This window comes from Mycolicibacterium sp. CBM1, assembly GCF_054073305.1.
Map to the genome: position 1 here is coordinate 1 of NZ_JBSXPP010000029.1, position 12,942 is coordinate 12,942.

Annotated in this window: 12 protein-coding genes and 1 pseudogene; 9 read left to right on the top strand and 4 right to left on the bottom strand. The window is 66.5% G+C overall.

Annotation, left to right across the window (positions count from 1 at the left end):
• Positions 1 to 1,156, bottom strand: a protein-coding gene (locus ACXDF8_RS25290; RefSeq protein WP_457223387.1) for an IS3 family transposase whose coding sequence is annotated in 2 segments (ribosomal slippage) — positions 1 to 869 and positions 872 to 1,156 — 1,154 coding nt annotated over the 2 segments. Because the reading frame shifts where the segments join, the coding sequence is not laid out codon by codon here. This gene is flagged as partial in the annotation.
• A gap of 180 nt (positions 1,157 to 1,336) precedes the next feature.
• Positions 1,337 to 1,675 (bottom strand): site-specific integrase, encoded by a 339-nt coding sequence (locus tag ACXDF8_RS25295; protein WP_457226015.1) that lies wholly within the window; start codon positions 1,673 to 1,675, stop codon positions 1,337 to 1,339.
• Between the two features lie 156 nt (positions 1,676 to 1,831).
• On the opposite strand from ACXDF8_RS25295, the gene ACXDF8_RS25300 reads away from it, so the two are divergent.
• Positions 1,832 to 2,383, top strand: coding sequence for a hypothetical protein (locus ACXDF8_RS25300; RefSeq protein ID WP_457226016.1), 552 nt, complete (start codon positions 1,832 to 1,834; stop codon positions 2,381 to 2,383).
• A 106-nt stretch (positions 2,384 to 2,489) separates the two neighbouring features.
• Here the strand turns inward: ACXDF8_RS25300 and ACXDF8_RS25305 are convergent, their stop codons facing one another.
• Complete coding sequence (locus tag ACXDF8_RS25305; RefSeq protein WP_457226017.1) at positions 2,490 to 2,945, bottom strand: hypothetical protein; 456 nt, start codon at positions 2,943 to 2,945, stop codon at positions 2,490 to 2,492.
• Here ACXDF8_RS25305 and ACXDF8_RS25310 point away from each other — a divergent pair.
• From ACXDF8_RS25310 to ACXDF8_RS25340, 7 genes and pseudogenes are all read left to right on the top strand, one after another.
• Entirely contained in the window at positions 2,932 to 4,647 is a 1,716-nt protein-coding gene (locus ACXDF8_RS25310) for a hypothetical protein (RefSeq protein ID WP_457226018.1), read from the top strand. The genes ACXDF8_RS25305 and ACXDF8_RS25310 overlap by 14 nt on opposite strands.
• Positions 4,644 to 6,098 (top strand): beta strand repeat-containing protein, encoded by a 1,455-nt coding sequence (locus tag ACXDF8_RS25315; RefSeq protein WP_457226019.1) that lies wholly within the window; start codon positions 4,644 to 4,646, stop codon positions 6,096 to 6,098. The genes ACXDF8_RS25310 and ACXDF8_RS25315 overlap by 4 nt, the downstream gene beginning before the upstream one ends.
• Positions 6,099 to 6,353: 255 nt before the next feature.
• Positions 6,354 to 6,767, top strand: coding sequence for a hypothetical protein (locus tag ACXDF8_RS25320; protein ID WP_457226020.1), 414 nt, complete (start codon positions 6,354 to 6,356; stop codon positions 6,765 to 6,767).
• A 121-nt stretch (positions 6,768 to 6,888) separates the two neighbouring features.
• Positions 6,889 to 7,800 carry a hypothetical protein gene (locus tag ACXDF8_RS25325; protein ID WP_457226021.1) on the top strand — a complete coding sequence of 304 codons (912 nt, stop codon included), beginning with the start codon at positions 6,889 to 6,891 and terminating at the stop codon, positions 7,798 to 7,800.
• 37 nt (positions 7,801 to 7,837) lie between these two features.
• Positions 7,838 to 8,302: a cupin domain-containing protein gene (locus ACXDF8_RS25330; protein ID WP_457226022.1), complete on the top strand. Its 465-nt coding sequence runs from the start codon at positions 7,838 to 7,840 to the stop codon at positions 8,300 to 8,302.
• A 164-nt stretch (positions 8,303 to 8,466) separates the two neighbouring features.
• Positions 8,467 to 9,285: a glycoside hydrolase family 16 protein gene (locus tag ACXDF8_RS25335; protein WP_457226023.1), complete on the top strand. Its 819-nt coding sequence runs from the start codon at positions 8,467 to 8,469 to the stop codon at positions 9,283 to 9,285.
• Positions 9,286 to 9,309: 24 nt separating this feature from the next.
• Positions 9,310 to 10,786, top strand: a pseudogene (locus ACXDF8_RS25340) (bifunctional serine/threonine-protein kinase/transporter substrate-binding domain-containing protein).
• On the opposite strand, the gene ACXDF8_RS25345 reads toward ACXDF8_RS25340, so the two are convergent.
• Positions 10,776 to 11,921: a fatty acid desaturase family protein gene (locus ACXDF8_RS25345; protein WP_457226042.1), complete on the bottom strand. Its 1,146-nt coding sequence runs from the start codon at positions 11,919 to 11,921 to the stop codon at positions 10,776 to 10,778. The pseudogene ACXDF8_RS25340 and the gene ACXDF8_RS25345 overlap by 11 nt on opposite strands.
• A gap of 286 nt (positions 11,922 to 12,207) precedes the next feature.
• Between ACXDF8_RS25345 and ACXDF8_RS25350 the strand changes: the two genes are divergently transcribed.
• Positions 12,208 to 12,915 (top strand): GAF and ANTAR domain-containing protein, encoded by a 708-nt coding sequence (locus ACXDF8_RS25350; RefSeq protein ID WP_457226024.1) that lies wholly within the window; start codon positions 12,208 to 12,210, stop codon positions 12,913 to 12,915.
• Positions 12,916 to 12,942 lie beyond the last annotated feature (27 nt).

The window sequence follows — 12,942 nt, forward strand, 5'->3', positions numbered from 1 at the left end:
GTCATGATGGCTTCGAATTCGATGGGGGTCAATCGGCCCAAGCGGGCTTGCCTTCGACGGCGGTGGTAGGTGCGTTCTATCCACGTGACGATCGCGATGCGGAGGTCATCGCGGGTGGGCCAGCGTTGGCGGTCGAGGACGTTGCGTTGCAGCAGAGAGAAGAAGCTTTCCATGGCGGCGTTGTCCCCGGCGGAGCCGACCTGTCCCATGGAGCCGAGCATCTGATGGCGCCGTAGCGACCGCTGGAGTTTTCGGGAACGAAATTGGCCGCCCCTGTCGGTGTGCAACGTGCAACCAGCGACTGTGCCGCCGCGGCGGGCTACGGCGGACTCGATCGCGTCAACGGCCAATTGTGAGGTCATCCGCTCAGCGATGGAGTATCCGACAATTCGGTTGGACCACACGTCCTTGACCGCACACATGTAGACCTTGCCCTCAGCGGTCGGGTGCTCGGTGATATCACTGAGCCACAACCGATTTGGTCCCAGCGCAGTGAACTTGCGACGCACCAGATCCTCGTGCGCCGGGGCGCCAGGTAAGCCCTTGCGGCCGCGACGTCTCTTGCCGAACGCACACCACCATTGGTTGATCGAGCAGATCTTCCACACCGTACGTTCACTGACGTTGTGGCCGGCGGCGCGGACCTGATCGAACAACAGCCGGTAACCGAACTCAGGATCCTCGCGGTGGGCGTCGAAGATCGCATTCGCCAAATGCGCCTCGTCGTACTCGGCGTCGGTGACTGGACACGACAGCCAGGCGTAATAGTGCTGGCGGTGAAGCTTCAAGACCCGACACGAGACCGCCACCGGCACCCGGATCGGGGCACCGGCTGCGGCCAGCTCCTTCACGAGCGGGTAGAGCCTTTTCCCGGTAGCGATCCTCGCGCCAGATAGGCCGCCGCCTTGCGCAAGACCTCGTTCTCTTGCTCTAGCAGGCGATTGCGCCGCTTGAGCTCTCGGTTCTCTCGCAGCACATCCGGGGCTGCGACCGACTTCGGGCCTTCATCGGCATCAGCCATACGAAGCCACGAATTCAGCGTGGTCTGGTGAATCCCGAAATCGCGAGCGACCTGCTCCACAGACACCCCAGGGCCACGCTCGCGCGCCACCCGCACCACGTCACGGCGGAACTCCTCGGGGTAGGGCTTAGGCACAACGACATCCTTCCAGCCTGACAGCTCGTCAAGCGATTTCAGATGTCACAGATCCGTTCATCAGCCCCTCCCGGAGGTGCATCAGCGTCCCGCAGGTGTGGCGCGCGTCGTGAAACCGGATATGGCGGACGCCAGCGGCCTTGAGCATCCGCGCCCATCGTGATGTGAGCGCATGCGGACTCAGCGCCTCGCCGAGTTCGTTGTGTTGACGACTACGAAGCCGCTCGGTTGATACTCCTCGCCGAGGGCCAGGCGGTCGGTTGCCTGGATCGCGCGAGCCGACCGCAGCGTCGCTGCCAGATGATCAGGGATGGGCAAGGTGCGGCGGCCAGCGCGCGACTTCGGTGTGTCCTCCACGAGGTTTTTTCCGAAGCGCAGTCGCGTCGTTGCGATCTGGAGAGTCCTAGCCTCCAAATCGACGTCACTCCAACGTAAGCCGGCCACCTCACCGCGGCGTAGTCCAGTGAGTGCCAGTTGCCACGCAACGGCGTACTTGTCACCGTCGATGTGATCGAGCACTTGTTGCAGCTCGGCCGGCGGTCAAGTCCAGGGACGTGGTGTACGGCGTCGTCGTGTGATTCTTCGTGGTGGTGGTTCAGGCGGTCAGGGCTGCGGGGGTGGCCTCCTGTTCGGTCGGGGTGTCGTTGACGGTGCGCGGTGCTGAGCCTCCCGCCCGTGCAGCAAGCCGTCGGCGCGGCCGCACGCGACATCGTGACCGGGCTCATCGAGAAGACCCCGCTCGACAATCCCTTCCTCGACGCCGTGGCAGGGCAGGTCACCCAGGCCGCGGTGGACTCGCTGCTGGCCAACCCCGCCGCGCAGAGCCTGATCGCCAGCCTCGCCGGCGACGTTCTCAACGGCACACCCACCAGTGACCTGATCGACACCGTGCTGCAGGCCGTCATCAACAGCCCGCAGTTGCAGATCGCCTTCGGCATGGCGGTAGGGGCGGGCATCGGTTCCCTCCTGGGTAGCAATCCGGTGGCCTTCGCCGTTGGTCAGGTGATCGGCGCGACGACGGCGCTGGTGATCGGGATGGCGTCGGGAACGGCCCTGCTGATCGAGCGGATCAGGTCACTGACGGCTCCGTCGGCGGTCGTCGTCAACGCCTACCTCATCGATCCGGCACGGGCGAGCAGCGCGTTCGTGGCCACCGTTCAGATCGGCGACGGGCGAGCCGACGGCGTGTTGCGGTCGAGTTATCCGGCCTGGTCGGGAGCGGCCTGATTCAGTTAGCCACCTATACACGTACGCGCCACGTCCGCCGTGTGCTATACCCCTAGCAAATTAGCTATCACGTAACTTCGGGGGGATACATGGGACAGCGGGGTCGCTACATCGGTCGCGTCGGGGCATTGGCCGTGGCTCTGGGGGTGGGCGGTGTGATCGCGGCCCTGCCGGCGGTGGCCTCCGCGGACACCGGAGCGGGCGCCTCGGGGAAGACGACCTCGTCGACTGGAAAGCATGCCCCCCGGGGGTCGGTGAAGCCGAGCAGCCGCACGGCGAAGCCGGCGACCGCCAGGCCATACGGGGCGCTGTCGGCGGCCAGCCGCAAGCCGGTCGACCGGCTGGGCACCGGCACCCCACTGACCCCGGTCAGCGAGCCGCTGTCGTGGACAGTGGCAGCGGCCACCCGGCGGGAATTCGCCGGGTCGGCACGGCTGATCGCCGCACCCAGCAGCGGAATTGTCAGCGACACGGCGTCTTTGGTGCCCAGCGCCAGTGATACTGGCGAACCGCCGACGGCGACGGCCAGCCCTGCGCTCAACACCGCGGTGCGAAGCTTCATCACCACCCGGCTGCCCGGCTGGACGCCGATCGCCGACGAGTTGGCCCCGATCGTCGCCGACGGCATCCAGGACCTGCTCAGCAACGGCGCGGTGGGTGCCGAGATCAACCGGCTAGCCACGAACAACACCATCCTGCAGTTCGTCTCGACCAAGATCTCGAACGCACTGCACTCCCACCTCGGTGTCCCCGAGCCGGTGGGCACGGTGATCGGCAACACCGCGGCCGGCCTGGTGCGGACCGTGCTGGGAAACACGGGCGTCCAGGGCGCAATCGACGCGATCGCCGCGACCGTACGCCCGACCGGACAGCTGTACGACACGATCGTCGCTGGCCTGGCGACCGACGACCTTGCCCCGCTTGGCAATTACTTGACCTCGCTGATCGCCACCTCGTCGGACGAGATCGGGACCTTCTTGGGTGATGCGACGGTCCGCGCGGCGCTAGCGTCGGCCACGGCCCAAGCGATCGTCGACCTGACCAGCGGACCGACAGTGGCCACCTGGCTGGGGAACCTCGCTGGCGGCTGGGTGGCGGAGGCAACCGGCGGCGGAGCCCTCGCTGACGGGCTGGGCGGCGCGGTCGACGACGTGGTGCAGGCTCTGCTGAGCAACCCCAACCTGATGGAGGGCCTGGCGGCGGTCGCCGGTGCCGGCGTGGCCAACCTCTTGGCCGCCCCCGGGGTCGCCGCCGCGTTGGGCGAGGCTGCCACCGAGTTCGGCGTGGGCTACCTCGACGGACAGAGCTGGCTCGACGCGCTGGACTCGGCGTGGCAAGGACTGGTGGCCAATTCGGCGTTCGTCTCCGCCCTACCGCCCGCCGCGGGCAGCGCGGTGGACTCGCTGGTCACCAATGCTCAGGTGGTTTCGGCACTCGGTGCGACCGTCACCACACTGGTCAACGACATCGCCGGAAACGCCGCCGTCCGTGACTACCTCGGCGCGCTGCTCGGACCCACCTACGGCCCGACGTTGGTGAGCACGCTGGCCGATCCGGCGTCCGCCGCACAGCTGGCCGCGACGGCGGGCTCGGTGCTGACCGGTTTCCTCGGCCAGGCCGGCGTGGGCGCCGCGCTGTCGGCGGCAACCAGCCAGATCGTCACCGCATTGCTGGCCGAAACGACGTTGTCCGACGCGGTGTTCACGGCCTTCGCGTCACTGCAGGCCGATGCCGCCGTCCTGGCCGCGTTCAACGCCACCGTCCCGACCGCACTTCAGGGGGTGCTGAAGGCGCCCGCCGTGCAGGAGGTGGTCAGCACCGTCGCGCAGGGTGTCGTGGTCGGCCTGCTCGACCGCACCGCGCTCAACAACTCCGTCCTGGAGCCCCTGGCCGGCACGGTGACGAAGGCCGCGGTGAACTCCCTGGTGTCCAACCCGGCCGCTCAGGACCTGATCGGCGGCCTTGCCGGCGACATCCTCAACGGGGTCCCGGCGACCGAGCTGGTGAGCACGGTGATCGCGGCCGTGATGAAGAGCCAGGACCTGCAGGTCACGCTGGGCATGGCGGTCGGCACCGGGATCGGCGCGCTGCTCGGCGACAACCCGATCGGGTTCGCCGTGGGCAAGCTGGCCGGCGCGGCGTTGGCGCTGTTCTTCGGGATGGTGTCCGGGGCAGCGCTGGTGTTCAACCAAGGCGGGGTCGCGGCGGCTGCCGCGACCCCGCGAATCGAATCTCACTATGTTCTGATTGGAGCAACCGCATGACCGCCCTCACGAAGTCCCGTTCGACCCTCACCGGCGCCCTCGTCGCCGGCGCGGCAGCAAGCGGGGTGTTCGCCGCGGCTGCCCTGGGATCGGCTCCTGCCGCGAACGCCAGCTGCGCCTCGTTCTTCGGCCTGGGCAACAGTGCCAGCTGCTCCAGCACGCCGCTGAGCATCGCCGTCGCGCTCGGGTCCGGGGCGACCGCGCACGCGAGCGGTTTGTTCGGCGCGGCTTTCAGTGTCGGAACCAACTCCACCGCCACCACCGGTGACGCGTTCACCATCGCGACCGCGGTCGGCAATGGATCGTCCGCGACCGCCGAGGGGCTGTTCGGCATCGCCACCCAGCTGGGGCCGAATGGTGCTGCCGTTACTCAAGGTTCGGGCTCGCTGGCCAATCTCGGCCTCAACATCGCCCTGAACGTCACGCCGCCGAATGCACCGGCAACGAGCAGCACGGTGACCGCCGGCGGTAGCGGCGGTTTGGGCAACATCGCCCTGAATCTGTTCGGCAGGGGGACCGCCGGCGATCCCGCCAGCATGCGGGTCGTCGCCAACGGATTCTTCGATATCGCCTCGAACTGGGGCGGGCGCAACAACATCGTCGAGTCCGGATCCTCGGGCACCGGCTCGGTGATCAACTTGGCCACCAACCTCTTTGGCAGCAACAGCGTGGTCACGGCCCAGGGCGGGATCTGGAACTGGGCCACCAATCTGCTGGGCGACAACAACACCGTGGTGACGGCCGGCAGCTTGGTCAACACCGCGAGCAACCTGTTCGGCAGCAACAACACCGTGACGACAACGGGTGGCTACGCCAACTGGGGCCGCAATATCTTCGGCAACGGCAACACCGTCTCGGTGACCGGTGGCTACCAGAACGTGGTTCGAAACCTGTTCGGCAGCAACAACACTGTCACCTCCACGGGCGGTGGCTACGGCAATACCGCGCAGAACTGGTTCGGCACCGGCAATGTCGTCGGGATCACCGCCGGCATCTACAACACCGCCACGAACTTCCTGGGCGGTGTCAACAACCAACTTCTCTCTCAAGGCGGGTACCAAAACGCGGTGTTCAACGTCATCGGCAGCAACAACGTGTTGACCGTCGGTGGCGCCGGCAGCAACTGGAACCTGACGCTGAACACGTTGAGCAGCGGAAACACGGTGACTGCGGGCGGCCCGGGGGGCAACTTCACCGCCGGGTTCAACGTGTTGGGTGGGACGAACACCGTGAAAGCCGGCCCGGGACCGCTCGCCGTCGCCGGAACCATCCTGGTGAACGGGAAAACCGTCACCAAGGTCAACCCGGGCGTCGCGATCAACCGGTTCCGCATCGGTGGGGCGAAGGTGCCCAGCGCTAACAAGGCTGCGGCGGCGAAGGCTAGTGACACCGGCACGAAGACCGCCGGCAAGAAATCCGGCACCGCTGGCTCCAAGCGGGGCAACCGCTAACGGAGCGTGCCGGCGCGGGCTTATCTCGCCGCGGGGGAGGGGCACCCATGTTGGGTGCCCGCCTCGCAGCGACAAGCGTTGGTCCCTCGGCGGCGGGCTAACGCCGGCGCCGGTCGCGGCGATGTAGTGGCTGAGTGCGGGTCGGATGGGCCTGTGGTGAGCGGGCTGCAACCTCTCGCACTGCCGGTTTGCAGGTTGTCGGGATACCGTGGACTGCTGTCGACTGTCCGCGGGGGTACGAGCAAGGGGTTGTTCATGCGCGCTGGGCGTGTTGCGGTGGCTGTCTGCGGACTCGCGTTGGCGGTCGCGCCGCAGGCCAACGCTGCTGATGACCTGATGTCGGGCACCTTCAACGTGCAGGGCCCGAACGAGGTGCTCGACACCTGGACCATCTCGAACCTGTGCAATGTGATCGAGGTGGGCTGTCTGGCCAATGTGACCTCACCGCTGATCGAGGGACAGGCGGTGTTTCAGGGCGCACACACCTGGATGATGACGATTAAGGGCCAGGTGCCGGTGTGCCCCGACAAGACCAAGACCAAGGGAGCCATGGTCTTCGTGTGGAACAGCCAGACCCTGCAAGGCCAGGTGACTGAGGTTCAGCAGGGCATATGCCAGATGACCCGACCTGGGCAGTCGCAGCTCCCGATCACGCTGGTGAAGACGTAGGGAAAAGCCGCGCTGCCGATCGGTTGCCCGACGGGTCTAAGTGTCCGTCACTCCATGCGTGCAGGCAGCGATCCGCGGGGTGTTGTCCTCGGACCAGCTAAGGCCCCCGTAACCTCGACCAATGATCATCGGAGTCGCGGCAGCCTTGCTGGCCTGCCTCGGCTACGGGGTCTCCTCGGTCCTGCAGGCCTACGGCGCGCGTCGATCGGCGGCCGCAGCCCGCGACCGCGGCGCCACCGGACACGTGACCGCCACCGGCGGCCCGACCCTACGCTCAACCATCACTGCTGCTCTGACGACAGCGTTCATCGTCGGAATGGTCTTGGACGTCGTGGGTTTCGCGGGAAGCGCGGTCTCGGCCAGGCTCATCCCGCTGTTCCTGTCGCAGACGATCATCAGCGCCAACCTGGTCGTCACCGCGGTACTCGGGATCGGGGTCCTCGGCATCAGATTGCACTCGCGCGACTGGGTCGCCATCGCCCTGGTGATTGCGTCGCTGTTCGTGCTCGGCCTCGGCTCCGGTGGACGCGGCACTGTGACTCCGGACCGCCTGGTGCACTGGATCATCCTGGGCGGGGCGCTGCTGATTCTGCTCGGCGGGATCGGGCTAGTTCGATTTCTGGGATCGCGCGCAGCGATCGTGGCCGGCCTGATCGCCGGCGTGCTGTTCGGCACGCTCGCGATCGGTGTCCGCGTTCTCGACGGCCTCGAGCCCTTGCAGCCGGTCACCCTCGTCACCGATCCGGCGGCGTGGACCGTCGCCATCGGCGGAGCGGGTGGCTTCTACCTGCACACTGTGGCGCTACAGCTCGGATCGGTGAACGGGGCCACTGCCGCCCTTGTCGTCGGCGAGACGGTGGTGCCCGGGATCATCGGCGTGGTGTTCCTCGGTGACAGCGCCCGCCCCGGGCTCGGCTGGGTGGTCGCTCTCGGGTTTGTCGGCGCGGTCGCCGGCGCCGTCGCAGTCGCCGTTTTCGGTGCTACGGGCCACCTGCCCACGCGGCAGCCTGATCCGAAAAGTGAAGTCCTGTGAGAGAAGCTGACACTCGACGACCGAAAGGTCATACCCCATGCGCTTACTGATCACCGGAGTTGACGCCGACGGCAAGTCCTGCGTCGTCAGCAACGACTATGTCGACATCAACCAGGTTGCACCCGGTTTCGCCATGGCAATCCCGTACGCCACCACCTCCAGTCCGCCTCCGCCACGTCCGCCCGCAACCGCCGAGCTCATCGACCAATTCATCGAGCCCGGCCACGTCCGCTGGATGGTTGTCGACTACGGACCCAACACCCAGACACCCATGCACCACACCGATACTCTCGACCTCCAGACCGTGCTCAGCGGCACCGTCGACCTCATCCTGGGTGACGGCGTCCACCCCCTGCGTGAAGGTGACATGGTCGTGATGACCGGTACCGATCACGCTTGGAAGGCGGGCCCGGAGGGCTGCCGCGTCAACGCCGTCCTCATCGGCACACCACCGCCAGCCGACGAGATCTCAGCACGATCCAATCACACTGCAGCCGAGTGACATTCGTCGATCGCCACGAGGAAATCCGCCAGCTGGCATGGCCGCCGCCGGCTGTTCTGCCATCCCGGCCAGTGTAGATCTGAACGCCGAACGGGCCGACCGCGTGAACCCGCCAGTCAGTGCCAAGGTTGCGCCGGCTCCGGCGAACCGGCTTTCATGGGGTGATGGATCGTCGCCAGATGCTCATGACCACGGGGCTTGGTTTACTCGTAGCCGCCACCAGACTCCCCGAGGCCAGCGCCGCACCCACCACACCCGCCCCTCGAGCCCCTACGCCGCAGAACTACCTCTTTCACGATGAGTTCGACGGCCCGGCCGGCTCCGCGCCGGACCCGTCGAAGTGGACCGTCGCACTGGCCCGCGAGACGATGGAAGATCCCACCTTCTGGGAGCTGCCGGAGAACGTCGGCCAGTACCGCGACGACCGCCGCAACGTGTACCTCGACGGCAAGTCCAACCTCGTCTTCCATGCGGCCAAGGACGGCCCCACCTACTACAGCGGCAAGATCTTCGGCAAGTGGAACGGTGGCATAGGCCACACCTGGGAAGCCCGGATGAAGCTGGACTGTCTGACCCCCGGCTGTTGGCCCGCCTGGTACCTGTCCAACGAAAGTCCGGTCAACGGTGGCGAAGTCGATGTTATGGAGTGGTATGGCAACGGCAAGTGGGCGCCGGGCACCGCTGTGCATGCCAAACTCAACGGCGGCGAACATGTCAGCCAGACCATCGCTGTCGACAGTGCCTGGCACACCTGGCGCGTGCAATGGGATGACGCCGGCATGCGGTTCTACAAGGACTACACCGATGGCGCGGCGCCCTATTTCAACGTGCCCGCCCGCTCCCTGCCGGACTGGCAGTTCAACGACCCCGGTTACCGGATGTTCCCGGTGTTCGACCTCGCGGTCGCGGGCTCCGGTGGCGGCGATCCCGGGCCGGGCACCTACCCGGCGAACATGCTGATCGACTACATCCGGGTTTGGTAGCGCGCGTCCGACCGCGTCGTCGCGCTGAAGGTACTGCCGCACCATCTTGCCGAGGACCTCACTTTTCAGCAACGCATTCGCCGGGAAGCCCAGGCCGCCGCTGCACTCAACGAACCGCAGGTCGTCCCCATCCACGGCTATGGCGAGATCGACGGTCGGCTCTACCTCGTCATGCGTCTCATCGAGGGTGAACCGCTCGGGACCATGCTCGCCGACCACGGCCCCCTGGAACCGGCGACCGCGACGTCAAACCGTCCAACATCTTGGTCACCACCCGTGGCTTTGCCTACCTCATCGACTTCGGCCTGGCCCGCACAGCGGGTGAGGCCGGATTGACCACGGCGGGAGCCACATTGGGCACCCTGGCCTACATGGCGCCCGAGCGGCTCGGCAGCGGCGAAGCCGATTTTCGCTCCGATGTCTACGCCCTGGCCTGCGCGCTCTACGAATGCCTCACCGGAACCCGGTCCTATCCGGCCGACAGCCTCGAACAGCAGATCGCCGGCCACATCGACAGCCCGTCACCGGGGCCGTCGGAGCGCAACCCCAAACTGGCTGCCTTCGACGAGGTGATCGCCAAGGGCATGGCCAAGAAGCCCGAACAGCGCTACCAGTCCGCGGGTGAGCTCGCTGCCGCCGCTGCACAGGCGCTGCGCGCACCCGTCCGCCGCACCGGAGGTTCCGGGCGCCACGCCATGCCCACCCCTGGGCGGGTGCGCCGCCGCCGGGCGCGGTGCCGTCGATCGCCGCCCTGGTTCCGGAGAACATCCGCAAGAGCGGGCGACTGGTGGTCGGCGTTAACTTACCCTATGGCCCAAATAAATTCGCCGACGCTGACGGTAACATCGTCGGCTTCGACATCGATCTCATGAACGCAGTCTCCCGCACGCTGGGGCTGGCCCCGGAATATCGGGAGACCGCGTTCGAGGCGATCATTCCTTCGGTGCGCGCCGGCGACTTCAACCTCGGACTGTCGTCGTTCGCCGACACAAGGGAGCGAGAGTCCGCCGCCGACTTCGTCACCTACTTCCAAGCCGGAACGCTGTGGGCCCAGCGGCCGGGCGATCCCATCGATCCCGACAACGCTTGCGGATTGAAAGTAGGGGTCGCCTACGCCGCGATCCAGGAGACCGAGGAGATCCCGGCCAAGAGCCAGGCCTGCGTGGCCGCCGGCAAGCCGCCTATAAAGAAGGTCGTCTACACCCGCCAGGACGACCTCAACGCCGCGTTGATGGCCGGCGAGGTCGACGCCATGTCCGCCGACTCGCAGGTGACCGGATTCGCGGTCAAAACCAGCGGCGGCAAGCTCGAAGCGGCGGGCGAGGTGTTCGACTCCGCGCCCTACGGCTGGCCGGTGGCCAAGGGCTCCGGCCTGGCCGAGGCGCTACGCCAGGCGTTGGACCACCTGGTTCAGACGGGGGAGTACCGGACCATCGCCACCATCTGGGGTGTCGAGAAAGGCGCCATCGACGCACCCGTCATCAACGGAGCTACCCGCTAACCCGATCGTGCAGTTGATACTTGCGTTCTGAGGCCGTCTCGGGTGCATCGTCGGCCGTCGCACTCAGAAGTTCATCTGGCAGAGCCAATTTCAGGATGGTCCGCTGCGCCAGCAGGAACTGCTTCAGTAGCGGTCCGGTGGTATACGGAAGGCCGTACTTCGCACAGAGCGCGCGGACCCGGGGAGCGATCTTCGCATAGCGGTTGCTCGGCAGGTCGGGGAACAGATGGTGCTCGATCTGGTAGCACAGATTGCCGCTGAGGAACGCCAGCACCGGTCCGGCGGTGAAGTTGGCGCTGCCCAGCATCTGACGCAGATACCACTCGCCCTTGGTCTCCTGCTCCAGCACGTCGGCGGTGAATTTCTCTGCCCCGTCCGGGAAGTGCCCGCAGAAGATCACGGCGTAGGCCCAGAGGTTGCGCACGACGTTGGCGACGGCATTCGCGGTCAACGCCCGCCGCCAGCGAGGGCCGTTGAGCGCCGGGACCAGAACATAATCCTTGACCACCTGGCGGGTGATCTTGGCGCGTAGCGCCCGCGAATGGGCCGTGCGTTCGGTGGCGTTAACTGCCCGTTCATGCTCCGAATGCAGTCCGTGCAGGGCGATACCCCACTCGAAGATGACGGCCAGCAGTACATTGCGCAGCGGCTGCACCAAATTGCGCGGGCGCCACGGGGTGTCTCGGGACACCCGCATGATGCCGAAACCCAAGTCGTCGTCGACATCGAGCACATTCGTGAAGACGTGGTGGCGGTAGTTGTGCGAGAACCGCCACTGGGAGCTGAGGCCGGCCATGTCCCATTCCCAGGTGTTCGAGTGGATCTCGGGATCGTTCATCCAATCCCACTGCCCGTGAACAACGTTGTGGGAGATCTCCATGTTCTCAATGCTCTTGGCCACGGCGAGGGAGCCCACTCCGAGCAGCCAGCCGCGCCGCGACCGGCTGCCGAAGATCAACAACCGGGCGGCGACGTCCAGGCTGCGCTGAAACAAGATGGTCCGGCGAATGTAGGCGGCATCGCGAGCACCGAGGGACTCCTCGACCTCGGCGCGGATCGCGTCGAGTTCGACGGTGAGTGCGTCGATGTCCTGTCGGCTCAGGTGCGCGTAGGCGGCGACGTCGGTGATAGCGATGGCAAGTCCTCGAGAAGGTGATAGGTGCGTGCTTGAGCCGCAACGATGTTGGAGGACGTGCCCGGCGGTGAGCGGGTGCTCGCGACGCCGCGGGTATGGGGCGCCGGTCCGGGCCGGCTGTTGGACCAGCACTGAAATCTTACCCTCACAACGGAGTGCTCACTTCCGTGTCGTTTCACAGGCGTCACGCAAAGCCCAGCAATAGTGTCCGAACTAGTGGAGGCTGAGGTGATGGCGCTGCAATCTGTGCGTGCGGGCCCGGCGCTTCAAGCCTGGTCCGTCTAGCGTGACGATCCGAGACCAGTTGGTCGCGGCAGTGGACGGTCACCGTGGCGTCAAGGCCGCCGACCGGTTGTGTGAGGCTTGCGTTCTGCTCCTCGATGTCGACGCAGCGGCGATATCGATTGTCTTCGAAGGTGCCAATACCGCCACATTGGGTGTCAGCGGACCACACGCCAGGACGTACGACGAACTGCAGTTCACCTACGGCGAAGGGCCGTGCCTGGACGCGGTCGCCAACCATGCTCCGGTGGTGGTGGTCGACCTCGCCCGGCCGGGGGAAGCGCGCTGGCCAAGCTACGGTCCAGCGATGTTGGAGCACCGCATCCACGGGGTCTTCGCCATGCCGGTGGTGGTCGCCGGCGAGTACATCGGTGCTCTGGACCTGTTCCGCAGTCGACCTCGCGAGCTGGCCGACGAGCATTTCGCGGGTGCTGCGGTGGCCGCCGAGTTGGCCGGGGTACCCGTGCTCGATCTGCTTGCCGGTGACATGCAGGCCGCCGTCGACGACCCCAATAGCAGCGCGTGGGCACAACTGTGCACGCTCAGCCGTGCCGAAGTCAGCCAGGCCACCGGGATGTTGGTGGCCCAACTCGACGTCGACCCGACCGAGGCATTGGTGCGGCTGCGGGCCCATGCCTACGCCACCGGCCGAAGTGCCACTGATGTTGCCCGCGACATCCTCGACCACCGCCTACGGCTGGACAGGGACTGATGTACGGCGACGAATCTCGACCCATGC

Excerpts from the sequence above, each read along its gene's own strand:
- ACXDF8_RS25320 (WP_457226020.1), top strand. The coding sequence starts at position 6,354 with ATGCGCGCTGGGCGTGTTGCGGTGGCTGTCTGCGGACTCGCGTTGGCG.
- ACXDF8_RS25325 (WP_457226021.1), top strand. The coding sequence starts at position 6,889 with ATGATCATCGGAGTCGCGGCAGCCTTGCTGGCCTGCCTCGGCTACGGG.
- ACXDF8_RS25315 (WP_457226019.1), top strand. The coding sequence starts at position 4,644 with ATGACCGCCCTCACGAAGTCCCGTTCGACCCTCACCGGCGCCCTCGTC.
- ACXDF8_RS25305 (WP_457226017.1), bottom strand. The coding sequence starts at position 2,945 with ATGAAGCTTCGCACCGCGGTGTTGAGCGCAGGGCTGGCCGTCGCCGTC.
- ACXDF8_RS25330 (WP_457226022.1), top strand. The coding sequence starts at position 7,838 with ATGCGCTTACTGATCACCGGAGTTGACGCCGACGGCAAGTCCTGCGTC.
- ACXDF8_RS25335 (WP_457226023.1), top strand. The coding sequence starts at position 8,467 with ATGGATCGTCGCCAGATGCTCATGACCACGGGGCTTGGTTTACTCGTA.